At 48.4% G+C, this 17,123-nt stretch carries 13 protein-coding genes; 4 read left to right on the top strand and 9 right to left on the bottom strand.

The features are described from left to right. Nucleotides 1-145 precede the first annotated feature (145 nt). From WBG78_RS13045 to mazG, 5 genes are all read right to left on the bottom strand, one after another. A complete protein-coding gene (locus WBG78_RS13045; protein ID WP_337326864.1) occupies nt 146-1,774 on the bottom strand; it encodes a sensor histidine kinase in 1,629 nt (542 codons plus the stop codon). Between the two features lie 175 nt (nt 1,775-1,949). Continuing rightward, a complete protein-coding gene (gene dgt / locus WBG78_RS13040; RefSeq protein ID WP_337326863.1) occupies nt 1,950-3,329 on the bottom strand; it encodes a dGTP triphosphohydrolase in 1,380 nt (459 codons plus the stop codon). Next, a complete protein-coding gene (locus WBG78_RS13035) occupies nt 3,296-4,840 on the bottom strand; it encodes a glycine--tRNA ligase (RefSeq protein WP_337326862.1) in 1,545 nt (514 codons plus the stop codon). Before WBG78_RS13035 ends, dgt begins: the two co-directional genes overlap by 34 nt. Nucleotides 4,841-5,082: 242 nt before the next feature. Then, a complete protein-coding gene (locus tag WBG78_RS13030) occupies nt 5,083-6,360 on the bottom strand; it encodes a sensor histidine kinase (protein WP_337326861.1) in 1,278 nt (425 codons plus the stop codon). A gap of 361 nt (nt 6,361-6,721) precedes the next feature. Continuing rightward, on the bottom strand, nt 6,722-7,537 hold the full coding sequence (gene mazG, locus WBG78_RS13025; protein ID WP_337326860.1) for a nucleoside triphosphate pyrophosphohydrolase: 816 nt from the start codon (nt 7,535-7,537) through the stop codon (nt 6,722-6,724). Between the two features lie 155 nt (nt 7,538-7,692). Between mazG and glmM the strand changes: the two genes are divergently transcribed. Together glmM and WBG78_RS13015 are read left to right on the top strand one after the other, a co-directional pair. Further along, nucleotides 7,693-9,093 carry a phosphoglucosamine mutase gene (glmM, locus tag WBG78_RS13020; protein ID WP_337326859.1) on the top strand — a complete coding sequence of 467 codons (1,401 nt, stop codon included), beginning with the start codon at nt 7,693-7,695 and terminating at the stop codon, nt 9,091-9,093. Nucleotides 9,094-9,107: 14 nt separating this feature from the next. Further along, nucleotides 9,108-10,253: a cysteine desulfurase family protein gene (locus WBG78_RS13015; RefSeq protein WP_337326858.1), complete on the top strand. Its 1,146-nt coding sequence runs from the start codon at nt 9,108-9,110 to the stop codon at nt 10,251-10,253. Nucleotides 10,254-10,436: 183 nt separating this feature from the next. On the opposite strand, the gene WBG78_RS13010 is transcribed toward WBG78_RS13015, so the two are convergent. The 3 genes from WBG78_RS13010 to ribD form a co-directional block, all read right to left on the bottom strand. Next, nucleotides 10,437-12,293, bottom strand: a complete 1,857-nt coding sequence (locus WBG78_RS13010) for a MutS-related protein (RefSeq protein ID WP_337326857.1) — start codon at nt 12,291-12,293, stop codon at nt 10,437-10,439. A 9-nt stretch (nt 12,294-12,302) separates the two neighbouring features. Continuing rightward, nucleotides 12,303-12,806 (bottom strand): GAF domain-containing protein, encoded by a 504-nt coding sequence (locus WBG78_RS13005; protein WP_337326856.1) that lies wholly within the window; start codon nt 12,804-12,806, stop codon nt 12,303-12,305. A 208-nt stretch (nt 12,807-13,014) separates the two neighbouring features. Further along, the gene (ribD, locus tag WBG78_RS13000) at nt 13,015-14,049 is read right to left on the bottom strand and encodes a bifunctional diaminohydroxyphosphoribosylaminopyrimidine deaminase/5-amino-6-(5-phosphoribosylamino)uracil reductase RibD (protein WP_337326855.1); all 1,035 of its coding nucleotides are present in this window, start codon (nt 14,047-14,049) and stop codon (nt 13,015-13,017) included. A 103-nt stretch (nt 14,050-14,152) separates the two neighbouring features. On the opposite strand from ribD, the gene prmC reads away from it, so the two are divergent. Further along, a complete protein-coding gene (gene prmC, locus WBG78_RS12995) occupies nt 14,153-15,004 on the top strand; it encodes a peptide chain release factor N(5)-glutamine methyltransferase (protein WP_337326854.1) in 852 nt (283 codons plus the stop codon). 165 nt (nt 15,005-15,169) lie between these two features. After that, on the top strand, nt 15,170-15,967 hold the full coding sequence (locus WBG78_RS12990) for a Rossmann-like and DUF2520 domain-containing protein (protein WP_337326853.1): 798 nt from the start codon (nt 15,170-15,172) through the stop codon (nt 15,965-15,967). Here WBG78_RS12990 and WBG78_RS12985 read toward each other — a convergent pair. After that, nucleotides 15,964-17,085 carry a serine hydrolase domain-containing protein gene (locus tag WBG78_RS12985; RefSeq protein WP_337326852.1) on the bottom strand — a complete coding sequence of 374 codons (1,122 nt, stop codon included), beginning with the start codon at nt 17,083-17,085 and terminating at the stop codon, nt 15,964-15,966. The genes WBG78_RS12990 and WBG78_RS12985 overlap by 4 nt on opposite strands. Nucleotides 17,086-17,123 lie beyond the last annotated feature (38 nt).

Raw genomic sequence — 17,123 nt, 5'->3', positions numbered from 1 at the left:
AATCTAAGAATTAAGAATTAAGAATTAAGAGTTAAGAATTAGCCGCCGGCTATCGCCGACTACGTCACGACCGAGACGGTCGTGCCCGTCAATCGGCCACAGGCCGGCGGCTAATTCTTAACTCTTAATTCTTAATTCTTAATTCTTAATTGTTTTTGAACCAGAGCCTGAACACCGTCCCCTTCCCCGGCTCGCTTTCTATCTCAACCCAGCCGCCCATCGCGACCATCTGCGCCCGGACCAGAAACAGCCCCAGACCTTTTCCTTCGACGTGAGTGTGGAACCTCTTGTATAAGTTGAAAACTGCCTCCTTGTGTCTTGTCAGGTCTATACCCAGACCGTTGTCAGTAACGGTGATCAGTAGCTGGTCATTCATGCACCGCCCGGTGACAGAAACAATGGATGGTCGCTCCAGGTCCCGGTACTTGATGGCATTGCTCAACAGGTTGTAAAGAATGCTCTCAACATATGGTGCCACGGCATATACGGTAGGCGTTTGAGTTAGGTCGATCTCGATGGTAGCCTGGCTCTTCTCGATTTCATTCTCAAGGGTCTTCAGAATCCGCTCCAACGCCTGGGCCAGTGGTACGACTGAAAACTTCCCGTGATGCTTTTTGATGTCGAGAATACTACTGAGGTCCCGAACAACACCATCCAGATCATGAGTTGATGTTACGATCTTTTCGAGCGCATTCTCCCGGTCCTTCAAATCATGACTGAGGTTGATAAGATTTGCCAACCCAAGGATACGGGCAAGCGGTGCGCGAAGGTTATGAGCAGCAATGAAAGCAAACTGCTCAAGTGAGTTGTTATGGAGAATAAGTTCCTGGTTGGTGTTTCGCAGCTCCTGTGTTTGCCGTTCAACTTCCTGCTGCAGGGTCTTGTTCCTGGATTGGATTTCGAGATTTTGTTTTTCGATGAGTGTGTGCGCCCGCTGCACTTCTTTGTTTTGAAGAAAGAGTGCGTCGCGTTGCGTGGCAAGTTCCTCTGTCTGTGAAAGGATCTCTTCGTTTTGCGCTAATATCTCCTGAGTGCGCTCGGCAACATTTCGTTCCAGCACCTGATTTTGTTCTGAAAGAATCTTGTTCTTGTCCTCTTCCGCCATTCTCAGCAACTCCAGTATACTGCTGGTTTTCATGGTATGGTAAACCGTATATAGCAGCGTAGGAAAGCAAATCAGGAAAAGGAGCACCTGCAGTATCTGATTTCGGAGCATGGCCTTTTCCATTTGACCCACAGCGTGCTGATCCGTGCCGTCGAGGTAGATGTCTATTTCCGTTTCAAGAGCCAGGTATTGTGTCCAAAGAGTAGCACCGCGATCATTAGCGAAGTTACGACGGAACTGTGCCGTGTCGCCACGCGATAACATTCCTTTTAGCTTGAAACAGAAGTCGGTGTAAGAATCAACAGAATCCTTGAGCAAGCCATACGAAGGGGATTGGAAGTGCAGCTTTTCCAGTGCAACATCCAGACTTTGATAAATGCTGTCGCGCCATACAAATGCGTTTTCCATTGGCTTTGAAAAACGCTCTTCTCTCACGATCGCATATCCCCGCAATCCGATGTCGAGAGAATGGATTATGACCTTCCCGACCTGGTCGTAATATCGCCGCACTTTTGCGATCTCCGATCTTGTCTCGCGACTCTGCTTTAAAGTTTTGTTGTTGTAATGAGTAAGGAATATGTCGGCCAGCAGAAGTCCGCCAATTAGAATTACTACTAAATAAAGGAAATTGGTGCGAAGCATATATGGCCCAAATACCGCCAGCTTCAAAGTAGTTTTTTTTTCACTGCTCCCAAATCATCCATCGCTTAACGGTATCGCTATGCTTTAATGCGTGCCCATCGACGGCAGGCTCACTATTCAGTAATACTTCCTCTATGTATTGAGGTGGATCAATGATATAAGCTTGCGAATGTGGTGCAGTACTTACCCGGGTTAAACTTTTTCAGAGGCTAATCCCCTTGATTTTGCGGTAAAGGCTTAAAGCATGCCGATCAGTGAGTCCCGATACGAAATCAAGAACAGCACGAAGCATTGTATATGTGGTTGCAGAAGGATGAGTTATATCCCCCCGGAGATCGGGGGGTATGAGGTGTTGAAGATTGTTGTACTTACCAGATTTTTTTTTCAATAAAAGATGATGACCGGCTTGAGTAAATTCATTGAGTAATCCTGGTAAAACTTCATGGCCGGCTGCTTCAATCTCAACAACCTGTCTTGCGCGGTAGATATTGTCTATGGATACTTTGATGATCTGCTTAAGTGCTCCTTTGGAAGGACAATGATCGGCGAGGGCCTGATCGAAAGTCCCGTTTAGTATAGCCTCCTCGTTGTCAAGGAACAGGCTGGAACATTCCGACATGAGGTCGCCTATGGCCAGCGCGCGTAAGAATCCAATGCGCTCGGCGGGATTGGTTAGTTGATCAAGCTTTCCAAGCTTGTTCTTCGCCGAGGTAATCACTGATTCAAACAACGACCGCGCTTCGTTGTACGATACCAGACCAAGATTACAACCATCTTCAAGGTCAATAATGCTGTAACAGATGTCATCGGCAGCCTCAACGAGAAATGCCAGCGGATGGCGTACATAGGCACCGTTGGGCAATGAAAGCATGCCTGTCGTGGTGGCAACTTCTTTGAAGGCATCCGCCTCAGTTTGATAGTATCCGAACTTCTTCTGGCTTCGTCGTCCGGTATCGCGTGGACCAAAATTGGCCGCTACCGGATACTTGGTAAAAGCACCAAGTGTCGCGAACGTGCACTTTAGTCCGTACTGGTTCTTGGTTAGTATTCTGAATCCTTGTGCGTTTCCCTCGAAGCGGACGAGGTCCTGCCACTCGGCATCGCTTACCTCATCACGAAAGATCTGCCCATTGGGATGGTGAACGAAGAAATCAGATATCGCCGTTTCACCCGCATGCCCGAACGGTGGATTGCCAACGTCATGGGCCAGCGATCCGGCAGCTACGATGGCGCCGAAATCAAAGAGTGAATAGCGTTCAGCAAGAGCTGCATGGCGCTGCAGAACTACTTCACCTACGCGCTTGCCTAGCGACCTTCCCACACTCGAAACCTCCAGGCTATGCGTCAGTCGGGTGTGCACGAAGTCATGCTCCGGAAGCGGATGCACCTGCGTCTTGTCCTGCAACCGGCGAAAGGGTTGTGAAAATATGATCCGATCGTAATCCTGTTCGAATGCACTTCGTGATGGCGCCCCGGTATTATCGATGCGCTGACCGGGACGCGCACTGCTTAGCAGGTCGCTCCAGGGCATTGTTAATGTACGACTCACTATATTTTCCTCAGCAGGTTGTTGATGGAGCATGCGTCAACTAATTGCGCTTTCACATCGGCAATCTTAACGCGCTCCTGCTTCATGGTGTCACGATCACGGATAGTAACGGTGTCGTCCGTTAATGTCTGATGATCTACAGTTATGCAATAAGGTGTTCCGATAGCATCCTGCCTGCGATAGCGCTTACCAATCGCATCCTTTTCCTCATAGAAACAGTTCAGATCAAACTTGAGCTCATTCATGATGGCTTCGGCGCGTTCAGGCAATCCATCCTTCTTCATAAGTGGAAGGATGGCGACTTTGTGAGGCGCCAGAGGTGCTGGTATTCTTAACACCACCCGCTCTGTTCCGTCTTCAAGCTTTTCTTCCGTGTAGCTTTTTGAAAGTACGGAGAGGAACATGCGATCAAGACCAACAGAGGTCTCAACGACGTAAGGAATGTAGCTGCGGTTTTCTTCACTATCGAAATATTGCAGCTTCTTACCTGAATACTTCTCGTGGTTCTTAAGGTCAAAGTCGGTGCGTGAGTGAATGCCTTCCAGCTCCTTGAATCCGATAGGGAAGTTGAACTGAATATCGCAGGCCGCATTCGCGTAGTGAGCCAGGTTAAGGTGATCATGGAAACGATAGTTTTCAGCACCGAGACCCAGTGCCTGATGCCAGCGCATCCTTTTCTCTTTCCAGAACTCATACCACTTCATTTCTTCTCCTGGCTTGAGGAAGAATTGCATCTCCATCTGCTCGAACTCACGCATCCTGAATATAAACTGGCGCGCTACAATCTCGTTGCGAAATGCCTTTCCGATCTGAGCGATACCAAAAGGAATCTTCATACGACCGGTCTTCTGTACATTCAAAAAATTCACAAAGATACCCTGTGCCGTTTCTGGTCGCAGGTAAATCTTGTTCGCATCATCGGCAACTGAACCCATTTCTGTGGAGAACATAAGGTTGAACTGGCGAACGTCTGTCCAGTTCTTTGTTCCTGAAATAGGGTCAGCAACATCAAGATCAATAATGATCTGCTTCATCGCAGCCATGTCAGCTGAGCCCATTGCGGACTTCAGACGAGCATTCGTATCGTCGATCTTCTTCTGATATTCAACTGTACGGGGATTAGTGGAAATGAACTTCTCCCGATCGAAAGCGTCGCCAAATCGCTTGGCTGCCTTTTCCACTTCCTTTTCAATCTTTTCTTCCATTTTAGCGATGGCATCTTCAATAAGTACATCAGCACGGTATCGCTTTTTGGAGTCTTTGTTGTCGAGCATGGGATCACTGAACGCGTCGACGTGGCCGGAAGCTTTCCAGGTAGTGGGATGCATGAAGATCGCCGCGTCAATGCCGACAATGTTGTCGTGAAGCAGCGTCATGAATTTCCACCAGTATTCTTTGATGTTATTCTTTAATTCAGCGCCATTCTGACCATAGTCGTAAACAGCACTGAGTCCATCATAGATTTCGCTGGAGGGGAAAATGAAGCCATACTCCTTTGCGTGGGAGATCACGTTCTTGAAAAGATTATCTTCCGAATTAGCCATAGACCGGCAAAGATAGTATTCGGGAATTAAGAATTAAGAATTAAGAATTATGAATTAGCCGCCACGACCTGGCGGTCGTGCCAGGCTTAGGAATAGCTGGTATTGCCTGTGGCCGAGCCAGAATTATGATTGCCAATACGACAATAGGTAGTGCTGTACATATGACTAGTTCACGCCACGACCGCAGGTCGTGACAGCTAATTCTTAATTCTTAACTCTTAATTCTTAATTCTTGTGACGCACTATATCGGCAGCCGCACCGTAAACGTTGTGCCCTCCCTCGGCTCGGAGTCGAGCTGAATTGATCCGGATAACTTCATGATGGCTTCCTTCACGATATAAAGGCCGAGCCCTGAACCCTTCGACTTCTCGTTGGCACGGAAGAACATGTCAAAGACCTTGGTGTGAAATTCCTTTGATATGCCCTGACCGTTGTCGGCGACCTTCAGACAGATGACATTTCCTGTAATGTAATGCTCAACAAGGATGAACGGTTGGCCCTTCTCGCTGTCATGATAGCGAACAGCATTAGAGATGAGATTGCCCAGCACAACCTGAAGCCGACCCCGGTCAACATGAATGAATAACTGCTCGGGGATTTCATTTCTGAAATCAATGGTCTCAGCGTCAGCAGAAAACTTAAGACCTTCCCATATATCATTTACCAGGCATCGAAGGAATACCTTTTCCCGCTTCACCTCAAGGCGATTGTTACGCGAATAATCTGTGATGTCGCGGATGAATCGGTCCAGCGATATCACGCGGTCGCGCATCATGCCGAGATATCGGATCACTTCTTCGGGCTCGCGGCTTTTCTCGGTGATATTGATAAGACCCATGACCGACGACAGTGGTGCCCGAAGGTCATGCGATGTAGAATACACGAACCTGTCCAGTTCAGCATTTGTCTTCATCAAAAGGTCGGTGTTCTCTACCAGCTTCAGCGCGCTGTAACGGTTTAACGCGACTAGCAGATTAACAGATAGAATTGCAGCGGGCAATGCTGCAGAGAAATTAAGGATCACAAAGTAGACCAGTGTTTCTTCGTCATAGTGACGTTCCGGAAGAATACTGTAATCCACAAAGAATGAGAGAACGAAAAGCGTATAAGTAAATACAGCAAAGAGCATTGCCTGAAGACGCTGCTGATAACTGAGTAAGGCGAACGCTGCAATGGGATTAACAAGGAAGAATATCATAGCCGACGAGTGTACCGATTCACTTGAGGCTATGAGGTACAGCGTTATGTTAACTGTTGTAAGCATGCAGTAATGCGCCGCATTGTGATCGCCGTAACGGTGATAGCAAATGGAAAGCACCAGCAACAGGATGGTCGCGCCGAGTACAGGAACCTGTGAGAGGTTTCCCGTTGGCAGGTCATAGGCGATGTAGCCGAGACATAACATGATGTACAGCAGCGCAATTTTGCCAGACACCATTGCGCGTTTATATTCCACATACGATTCGATACGCCGGCTTTTGCCAATAATGATATTCCGAATCGTCTGTGCACTATCCATACCCGCCAAATCTTCGAGACCACAAAAATGACTGATATAAGCGCGTTTACAAGGTCACTTTTCAGAAGTCAGAACATGCATGCAAGGTTTAATAGAAAAAAGTAACCGAATCAGACCTGCCTGATGGGCACATACCCCTGATTATGGGGCTTCTACACACAATGTTGAACAAATCAGCAGCGAATGGCGGCTTTTTGGACCTTAGTGTGTCCAATGAAAGTTGGAGTGAATCCAGACCGAACCGATAGTCTTTCGTCGGAATCGATAGAATACAGAAAACATTACAACCAGAAGCTCTCCCCGCGTGTTTAAGCGACGGTCGTGTCCGCTACAGATGTCGATCGTGGGATATTCGAAAACGTCAGCGAATCTTCTTGGCTTCCTCCCAGTAGACATCCATTTCAGCGAGTGTCATCTCGCCCATCTTTTTACCTTCCTTCGCCGAAGCAGTCTCCAGGTACTGGAACCGTTTGATGAATTTCTTGTTCGTGCGTTCCAGCGCCTCTTCAGGATCAATCTGAATGAAACGGGCGTAGTTCACCAGTGAAAACAGCAGGTCTCCAAACTCTTCAGTTGCCTTTTCACGGTTGATAGCTTCGGCTGAGGTGGCGTTGAACTCGGCCTTGAACTCCTGCATTTCTTCCTCCACTTTCTCCCATACCTGCTCCTTTTTCTCCCAGTCAAAGCCCACGCCACGAGCCTTATCCTGAATTCGAATGGCTTTTACCAACGCTGGTAATGTGCGGGGTACACCTTCGAGAACTGATTTATTGCCGGATTTGAGTTTTATCTTCTCCCAGTTTGACTTCACCGCCGCTTCATCGTTTGCCTCTACATCGCCATATATATGAGGATGTCGTTCGATCAGTTTTTCACAAATGGAATTAAGTACATCAGCGATGTTGAAGGCCTTTGTTTCAGAGGCGATACGTGCGTAAAACACCATGTGCAGCATAAGATCGCCCAGCTCTTTTTTTACTTCGCTGAGATCGCCGTCAAGGATGGAATCCGACAACTCGTAGGTCTCCTCAATAGTCAGGTGCCGAAGCGTTTCCATCGTTTGTTTCTTGTCCCACGGACAGTTCTCGCGCAGCTCATCCATGATCGTTAAAAGTCTATCAAACGCCTCGAGTTTGGACTGGCGATCTGAATCATGCGTGACAGGTGGTCGTTTCATAAAGTACCGGTTATGCGTCATTGCAAACATCGCCAATCATAAGCCGGGATTTATGGAATAGAATATTTTTTTCGTGGCCTGTTTACGCCGTGTTGTCTTTTGCTGACGGCGATTATTATTCCTAATTTTGACCTCATTTTGAAAACCCAGCAGCTGTGACGTTAATTAAATCTATCTCCGGAATACGCGGTACGATTGGTGGCAAAACGGGAGAGAACCTCACACCAGTCGATGTCGTTAAGTTTGCAGCCGCCTACGGCACCTGGATCAGGAAGAAATCCGGGTCTACTAAAATTGTAATAGGACGCGACGCCCGGCCCTCAGGCGACATGGTTAACACCCTGGTGTGCTCAACGCTACAGGGGCTGGGAATCGATGTGATCGATCTGGGTTTGTCGACTACACCAACTGTCGAAATGGCGGTGCCAATAGAAAAGGCGGCCGGCGGCATCATCATTACAGCCAGTCACAATCCGGTGCAGTGGAATGCACTGAAACTGCTCAACGAAAAGGGAGAGTTTATCTCCGCCAAAGACGGCGAGGAAATGCTGAAGATTGCTGAAAAGGAATCTTTTGAGTTCGCGCAGGTCGCAAAGCTGGGCACCTATCAGAAGAATGATACCTACATTCAAAAACATATTGATGAAATCCTGAAGTTATCACTGGTAGACGCCGAAGCAATAAAAGCAAAAGGCTTCAGCGTGGTCGTTGATGCAGTGAACTCCACGGGCGGCATTGCCGTACCTGCATTGCTTAAGCGTTTGGGAGTGAAAGTGAAGGAACTGTATTGTACTCCTACGGGTCACTTTCCTCACAATCCGGAACCTCTTCCAGAGCACCTCACGGATATCTGCCGGGAGTTGACCAAGGGCAAGTACGACCTGGGTATTGTTGTGGATCCCGATGTCGACCGCCTGGCGTTCATATCTGAAGACGGAACTCCGTTCGGCGAAGAGTATACATTGGTAGCAGTCGCGGATTATGTATTGAATGCCAGTGCAAAGAAGAAGGGCAACACGGTATCTAACCTGTCGTCTACACGCGCACTAAGGGATATAACTGAAAAGGCAGGCGGCAAATACTTCGCAGCGCCCGTAGGCGAAGTGAATGTGGTGGAGGCAATGAAGGAAAACGATGCCATCATCGGTGGTGAGGGCAACGGAGGTGTGATCTATCCGGAGCTTCATTATGGTCGTGATGCGTTAGTTGGCATTGCCTTGTTCCTTACCCAGCTCGCGAAGACAGGTCTTCAGGCGTCAAGACTGCGGGCGAAGTATCCGAACTACATCATATCAAAGAACAAGATCGAGCTCACTCCAACCATTGATGTGGACTCGGTACTTGATCAGGTGAAAAAGAAATATAAGAAGCAGCCCATCAATACAGCTGATGGAGTCAAGATCGAATTCGAGACTGAATGGGTGCATCTGCGCAAGTCAAATACAGAGCCGATCATCAGAATTTATGCTGAAGCGGATCTTGAGGTAAAGGCTGAAGCGCTGGCGAAGAAGATAATTGCAGACATTAAGGAGATCATCACAGAGAAGGCGGTTTAGCTAAGGGGAAAGGTATGCGGGTTTATTTTGATAATGCGGCAACAACGCCACTGGATCTGGAAGTATTTGAGGCCATGAAGCCATTCATGCTGGAGGACTATGGGAATCCTTCCTCCACACACTCACATGGCAGAAAAGTTCGTTCCGCTATTGAATCAGCGCGAAAGAAAATGGCCGATCTGCTCCATTGCACTGCGGGAGAGATCATATTTACCTCAGGAGGAACGGAGGCTGACAACACCATCCTCAATGGTGCCATAGAGACGTACGGAATCAAGACTGTTATCTCGTCGCCGATTGAGCATCATGCTGTGGAGCAGACGTTGCACCGAATTGCTGCTCAGAACAAAATACAATTAGTCAATGTAAACCTCGACGACAAGGGACACGTTGACTATGCACACCTCGAAACCTTGTTAAGCAAGCATAGTAACGCGCTGGTTTCTCTCATGCATGCCAACAACGAGATTGGCAATTTGTTGGATATTCAGAAAGTAGCAGACATGGCGAATGCGCATGGCGCCTATTTTCATTCAGATACAGTCCAGACGATCGGACACTATCGCCACGATCTTTCAAAGATCAGAGTGCATGGCCTGGCTGCTGCTGCCCATAAATTTCACGGACCTAAAGGTGTGGGCTTCATGTTCATCAGGAAGGACAAAAAACTGCGCCCCTTCATTCATGGAGGGGGTCAGGAGCGGAGCATGCGCGGTGGTACGGAAAACGTTTATGGTATTATTGGCCTGGCAAAGGCGCTCGAGATTGCCTATCGCGATATGGACGAACATATACGTCTGGTTAGCGGCCTCAAGCAATACATGATTGAAAGATTGCGTGAGCAAATTCCGGGTGTGGACTTCCATGGTGACTCAGCTCATCCCGAGCGGAGTCTGTATACAGTTCTTAACGTTTGCCTGCCGGAGTCAGACGACAACGATATGATCCTGTTCAATCTTGATCTGCAGGGTATCTCCGTATCCGGAGGCAGTGCGTGCTCCAGCGGTGCCGTTACAGGCTCTCACGTGCTGGGAACTTTGTATCCGGGTTCAAAGCGTGGCGCGGTCCGGTTCTCGTTCAGCAAGTTCAATACGAAAGAAGAGATAGATTATGCGGTGGGGAAGCTGGTGGAGCTCACCAGTGCGGAAATTAAGAATTAAGAATATTCTTAATTCCTCGGTTTATCCTCACTCTCGCACTGTTCCTCACTCTCGCACTGTTCCCCACTCTTGCACACTGCAATTAAATCTGGAGTGTGAGGAACAGAGTGAGAGCGAGGAAACAAGCAGACTCCCCGCGGCCGAGCCGCCAGGTAATAATTCTTAATTCTTAACTCTTAATTCTTAATTTCTCAGGATCCCCATCTTCTTCATCAGGAACGTCGCATTCATATTCTTCGCGACTCCCGATTTCAGCTTGTAGTCGAATGACAGCTGGTCATTTTCGATCGATGCTTCGAAACAATGATTTTTAACAGAAGATGGGTACTCGTTCTCCAGCATTCCAAGTGCAAGGTCGTGGGTGGCAATAACACCCAGACATGGATGCTCCATCAGTTGCCGAACCAGGGCTATTGAACCTTTCTGCTTGTCGTTGGAGTTTGTTCCTTTCAGTATCTCATCAAGCAGAATGAATAGCGGTTTGTTTTCGCGCAGCTCGTCCATGATTGACTTAAGCCTGTTCAGTTCTGCATAAAAGTATGATTCGTGGTCCTTCAACGAGTCGGCTGTACGCATTCCTGAACGCAACGGTACGACCGGGCATTTGAAGGCCTTTGCATACACCGGTGCCCCAGTCAAAGCCAGTACAAAATTGACTCCAAGCGACCGAAGGAACGTGCTCTTACCCGCCATGTTTGCGCCCGTGATCACCAGCACAGTCGGCGCAGGACCTATCGTAACAGAGTTAGTAACACATTCCGACGGGTTTAGCAGCGGATGACCTAATTCGTCTGCGTTGATTTCCTGTTCGTCCTGGATTATTGGAAACTGACAGTGAGGATGATTGTAAGCAAAGTTGGCAAGGCTGCTTAAGACTTCAGCGCGTGATATGGCGTCGAGCCATTGTGGCAACTTTAAGGCGTTGTCGGCCTTCCATTTTTCAAGCCGGTATACACAACGGAGGTCATAAAGAAACAGACTGTTGACAAATATTGCCGTAAGAAAGTTGAGACGCGCATTCAATTGACCTACGAGCGAAACAAGCGCATTTACTCTCGAGCCGGCATCAGTAGCCTGAACAACAAGTTCTTTCAACAATGCACTTTCAAATCCCTTGTGATTCATCGATGCGGCCGGTGAAGAAATACCGCTGCCATTGTCGGTGGAGGACAATACATTTTCATTTCTGATAACCGCCAGCATCTGTGCATATTTTTCAAGGATCTCCTTTTTGCGGCTGATGTAGTCGTGAAATAGATTGATCTTTTTGCTGTAGCGTCCCCAGATACCCCATTGAATAAGTACAAAAGCAACTGGGATAATTTGTGGAATGAGGTCAAAGAAATAGAGGATACACGAGAGGATCGTAATAACAGGTAATACCCAAAGCATCAACGCCACGCTGGAATTGCCATAGGCAATTGGTTGTATGTTGAGCCAGGCGAGAAGCTGTTGCCGGTCGGAGGGAAGCTCGTTTATTTCGAGACCCGATGCGCCCAGGTTTTGCCTCAGGTTAATCTCAGGCGCAAGTTCTTTGACCGCCAGCTGTGCCGTTGTGATCTCTTCTTTTGAAGCCAGAGGCTGGCTGAACAGTTTCGCGAGCGACGCACGTCCGTCAAAAGTATTGCACCGGTTGATGAGTTGATAGAGGGAACCGGCGCCAAATATGTCGAGATCGTGAGTAAACGAATGGTGCGGGTCTATGAATTCGCTGCCATTGTGAAGTGAATCGCGTTTGCCGGCAGTCGAATCAATCTCACTCTTGTTAATCTGGGTTAGATTTTCCAGATGTACTTTTTGTATGAAGAGTCTGCTATGAATAAGCACAAGAACTACAAACGCAACTGCAAGTACAGGCAATGCCAGGAAAAGGTAAGGATTGTATAGCGCTCGATAGAAGAGCAACACAAATGCTATCGCGATAGCTATACGCAGATTCGATACATTGTTTATTTTCCTTTTTACAGTTGCAAGCTCGGCCGAGAATCTCTCAAGGCGTTCGCGGTACAAATGCACGCGGGGATGATCGTTCGCATCCATATCCTGCAATCAGGCCCTTGCCATTTTGGATCCGGCAACGACTTCAATGCAATGGATAATCTGCTCCAGGCCTTGTGCATCGTCATCATCAAAATCATTGAGCTTGTCGCTGTCAACGTCCAGCACAAGAAACACTTTTCCGTCTACAAAGGCGGGTATCACGATTTCAGATTTTGAAGCGCTGCTGCAGGCAATGTGCCCGGGAAACTGCTCAACATCAGGAACAATAATAGTCTTGCCTTCCTTCCAAGTAGTTCCGCATACGCCTTTGCCAAAATCAATGCGGGTGCACGCAAGAGGACCCTGAAAGGGGCCTAGCACAAGCTGATCACCTTTAACCAGATAAAATCCTACCCAGAAGAAATCAAACGTCTGTTTCAATGCGGCACACACATTGGCCAGGTTAGCGACCAGATCCGGTTCATCTTCGGTCAGCGCTTTTATCTGCGGGATCAGCGTTTCATACCTGGATTTCTTGTCGGCATTGGATGCAATGATCAGTTCTTCAGCCATTTGATTACTTATCAAGTGAAATATCGTACGCAATGATGCGATATAATAGACAGAACACAAAAAGGCAAAAGACAGTTTCGCGCTGCTGGACTGATTGAATGAGAGATTGGCAACAGGCCTTCATTTCAGGTTACTATACAGGCAAAGTACTGCCGATGCGATTCAATAGCCAAAGTACTGCCAATGCGATGTGCAGCAACTGAATTTCCTATTGACGAATTGTGATCAGCCGGTCGCCGTTGATGTCGGTCTCAGTTGAGGTTCCCGCAGGTCGCGGAGCAGGCAGTCCTTTACCGAACCTTTTCGGGGCTACGAACATCCGGACCTCATCCCAAAGGCCGCGTGCAACAAAGTCTTCGAGCGTTCTGGGGCCTCCCTCGACTATGATGGATTGTATTTTCCGGTTCTGAAGGTCGGCAAGCATACTCATTGTAAAATCCTTACCGTCGACTTTTACGCAGGATTCATGAGGACGATCTTCGTTGGTTAGAAGGTTATAGCAAATCGTGGGCGCGCTTCCATCAAATAAATTGAGATTCCGGGGCAAGCTTAGATTTTTGTCGATTACAATGCGCGTCGGATTCCTTCCCGTCCAGTCTCGTGTAGTGAGTTTGGGATTGTCGCGCAAGGCGGTGTTCGTGCCAACGAGAATAGCATCTTCTTCAGTTCGCCATTTATGGGTGACCTGCCTCGAATAAACGTTGCTTATCCACTTCGAATCAAAATTCTCCCGTGCCATAAAGCCGTCGGCAGTCTGGGCCCACTTGAGAATGATGTATGGCCGTCCTTTTTGAATCATTGTGAAGAAGCGGCGATTCATATCAAGGCCCTCACGCTGCAACGCACCAACCGAAACGTCGATGCCAGCGTTCATAAGTTTTTCGATCCCTTTGCCTGCAACCAGCGGATTGGGATCAACATTGGAAATAACAACCCGCTGAACTCCTGCCCGGACCAGCATATCCGCGCAAGGTGGTGTCTTGCCAAAATGTGCGCATGGCTCAAGCGTTACGTACACCGTGCTGCTCCTCAATAGTTGCTGATCATTCACGCTTTGCACAGCATGTACTTCCGCATGTGGACCGCCATATTGCTGATGCCACCCTTCGCCGATTACATTTCCATCGTGTACGATCACGCAGCCCACCAATGGATTTGGGCTCACTGTGCCACGACCGCGGTCTGCTAGCTCCAGTGCCCTGCGCATAAAAAAAACATCCTTACCGTGATCGTGCTTTTCCATTGCTTATAATTGCAGACGGCTTTGGCCGTATATTTCAGGCGCTTCTATTCCACCCCACTGTGGCTTAAACGCTCGCAACCGCGGTCGCAAATATTCACAAGCTATGAAGAATTCCAAATCGCTCTTACTGGAATTGGTCGACGAGATCAGCCTGGAGGAGAGTGACCCGGAAAAGCGCGCGATTGCCACTTATCTCATGGAGTCCATTTGTGAGCTGTCGCCGGCCGATCTTCTGTCCGGCAAGACCGTGCCTGCCAGGCTGGAGGCAAAGCTTCATGAAGCAGTAAAGCGTATCAATCTTCATGAGCCCTTGCAGTATGTCCTTCACGAGGCTCATTTCTTTGGACGAAAGTTTTATGTTGATCCTGCGGTCCTTATTCCAAGACCTGAAACGGAGGAGTTGGTAGGCCTCATACTCGATCACGTCGGTCGGGATGTTCGTGATCAGAATATTGTCGATGTTGCAACAGGAAGCGGATGCATCGCTATAACTCTTGCTATCGAACTTCCCAATATGCGATGCTGGGGCACCGATATCAGCAAAGAAGCCCTTGCAGTTGCCAGACGCAACGGCGCATCACTTCAGGCGAACGTTAACCTCGTCCAAAACAACATTCTGACGGATGCTCTGCCTGTTCACGACGTGGCCATCCTGGTAAGTAATCCACCTTACATTGCAGACAGGGAAAAGCTGTCAATGCAGCGAAACGTTTTGGAACATGAACCACATCTCGCCTTATTTGTTCCGGACAACAATCCATTGCTCTTTTACGAAGCAATTGCCACTCATGGTGTAAGAAGCCTTATCGAAGGCGGCCTGCTCGCCGTTGAGATCAATGAACGATTTGGTAACGAAGTTGCCGCGTTGATGGCAAATGCCGGACTTCAGCACGTCGAACTAGTTAAGGACCTTGCGGGTAAAGACCGCTTCGTATTTTCGCGCAAAGGTCATTAGCCCGTGGGCTGCTGTTTGGTTTATGTTATCTTTGGAATTTTACTTTCGGCAGCGCAGATAATTGAGACACTACGGTCGCACCTGAGTTGAATTGCTCATTGTCGGAATGATATTGAATAATACGAGAAGCGCGGGTTGGCGCATCCCTTAAATGAGAAAGAAAGAATGAAGTCAACGTACGTAGCATTCATTGGATCGGGAAATCTTGCATGGCACTTAGCCCCTGCGTTAGATAATACAGAATATGCTGTCAGGGAAGTATACAGCCGGAACCCGGCGCACGCGGAATTGCTTGTCGAACGATTATATGAAGCTGAAGTAAAAGCCAGCCTTGACTTTTCAACCAGCTCATGCGGTATCTTCATCCTGGCTGTGACCGACGATGCCTTACAGGACATTGTTCGTGAGATTGTATTACCCGAGGGATGTGTGTTGGTTCATACGTCCGGAAGTCAGCCGCTGGAAGTGTTGCGATATGCAGCAACGACACGGATAGGTGTATTATATCCACTCCAGACATTTACCCGGAATGTTGAGGTTGATTTAAACGAAGTACCCTTCTTCGTTGAAGGTGCAAATCCGGAAACTGCAGAGGTGCTGATGGATATAGCCCATGCGCTCAGCGACAACGTTGTGAAGATTACGTCACCCGAGCGGCTGGCATTGCATCTTGCTGCCGTGTTTGCTTCCAACTTTACCAATCACATGCTGTACATGGCACAGGAGATTATGAAGGAGAATAGCCTGAGTTATGATTGGCTGAAACCATTGATCTCCACAATGATCTCCAAAAGTTTGCAGGTGGGACCAGAGAATGCACAGACCGGCCCGGCCCGCCGTGGTGACTTTGAAACGCTCGACCGTCATATGCAATTGCTACAGGACGATGAGCCCGCAGCGGAGCTTTATCGGGTAATAAGTCAGGACATTGTTGATCGCTATCAGTCTGAGGAGGAAGACTAGTGGTCGATATCCAGAGCACCCAGGATTTTGTCCGTGAACGCATAGACATCCCGTGGTGAATTGCATAGTATTACGATCAGCACTTTCTTCTGCGGTATCGAGACATAGTTGGCAATGAAGCCACCCTGCGTTCCCGTATGTCCTACAATCTTGCTGCCGTCGGCAGTCGTCCCGACAAACCACGACCAGCCTATGAAGGGCTGCATCACACCGTCATAAACCTGTGGCGTAAACCATGACCAGTTTGCTGAGAAGCGGCGTATGCCCTTCCAGTTGCGAAATTTTTTGGGCGTACGGGCGTCTTCTACCCGTTCAACTGACAGGAAGGCACCCGTTTGAAGAGCCTTTTCATACTTTGCCAGTTCTTCTACCGAACTCCAGACACCTCCATTGCCGGCAGCAGGGAAAGTAGGCTCTTCACCATAATCGTCCTCAATCCACTTGCCGTGGTTCTTAACATAGCCATGACTGACCCTGTCTTTTGGGTGATCGCCATCCGTTATCGTGCTCGATTCCATGGCTGAAGGCCTGAATATATTGTCGTTAACAAACTTCTGCCATTTCACGCCGCCCACCTGTTCCACTATGAGCGCCAGTCCGTTAAATGCCGGATTGGAATATTGAAACTCCGAGCCGGGCTCGAACAAAAGGGAGTCTGCCTGCTGGATTGGGGCCCAGTTTTCCTGGTCTTTGGCAGTGAGATAAAATACCGTGTCGGCTTCTACGTTGCGAATGTCGGGCAGTCCGGAAGTGTGGGTAAGCAGGTGCTTGATCTTGACCTTTTGGGCAATTGACTTGTTTTTAAAGGTGGGGAAGTACCGAAACAGACTGTCTTCCAATGAAAGTTTACCCTGATCGTGAAGCATGAGAATGGAGCTGGCAACAAATGTCTTGCTGATAGACCCCAGGTTGAATAGCGTATTGGTTGTGACGGGTTCTTTCGTTTCCATGTTCGCCAGTCCGTATCCTTTGGAGAAAATCACGGAGTCGCCATTGATCAGAAGAACAGCCCCGCCCGGTTCCTCCGCGGGAAATTGCTGGCTGAAATAGCGATCGAGTTCAAGCGCAACAGGAGAATTGCGGCTATCCTTTGGGTTACATCCGCAGACCAAAATCATTAAGACGATATACGAAGCACAAGCATATGCAGAATTCC

The sequence above is a fragment of the Chryseolinea sp. T2 genome, assembly GCF_037203685.1.
Lineage (GTDB): Bacteria > Bacteroidota > Bacteroidia > Cytophagales > Cyclobacteriaceae > Chryseolinea.
The sequence above is the reverse complement of the archived record's forward strand: the minus strand, read 5'-3'. Positions and strand labels throughout refer to the sequence as shown.

Excerpts from the sequence above, each read along its gene's own strand:
- dgt (WP_337326863.1), bottom strand. The coding sequence starts at position 3,329 with ATGCTCCATCAACAACCTGCTGAGGAAAATATAGTGAGTCGTACATTA.
- WBG78_RS13015 (WP_337326858.1), top strand. The coding sequence starts at position 9,108 with ATGCGGGTTTATTTTGATAATGCGGCAACAACGCCACTGGATCTGGAA.
- WBG78_RS13005 (WP_337326856.1), bottom strand. The coding sequence starts at position 12,806 with ATGGCTGAAGAACTGATCATTGCATCCAATGCCGACAAGAAATCCAGG.
- WBG78_RS12990 (WP_337326853.1), top strand. The coding sequence starts at position 15,170 with ATGAAGTCAACGTACGTAGCATTCATTGGATCGGGAAATCTTGCATGG.
- WBG78_RS13030 (WP_337326861.1), bottom strand. The coding sequence starts at position 6,360 with ATGGATAGTGCACAGACGATTCGGAATATCATTATTGGCAAAAGCCGG.
- WBG78_RS13035 (WP_337326862.1), bottom strand. The coding sequence starts at position 4,840 with ATGGCTAATTCGGAAGATAATCTTTTCAAGAACGTGATCTCCCACGCA.
- prmC (WP_337326854.1), top strand. The coding sequence starts at position 14,153 with ATGAAGAATTCCAAATCGCTCTTACTGGAATTGGTCGACGAGATCAGC.
- WBG78_RS12985 (WP_337326852.1), bottom strand. The coding sequence starts at position 17,085 with ATGATTTTGGTCTGCGGATGTAACCCAAAGGATAGCCGCAATTCTCCT.
- WBG78_RS13010 (WP_337326857.1), bottom strand. The coding sequence starts at position 12,293 with ATGGATGCGAACGATCATCCCCGCGTGCATTTGTACCGCGAACGCCTT.
- ribD (WP_337326855.1), bottom strand. The coding sequence starts at position 14,049 with ATGGAAAAGCACGATCACGGTAAGGATGTTTTTTTTATGCGCAGGGCA.
- mazG (WP_337326860.1), bottom strand. The coding sequence starts at position 7,537 with ATGAAACGACCACCTGTCACGCATGATTCAGATCGCCAGTCCAAACTC.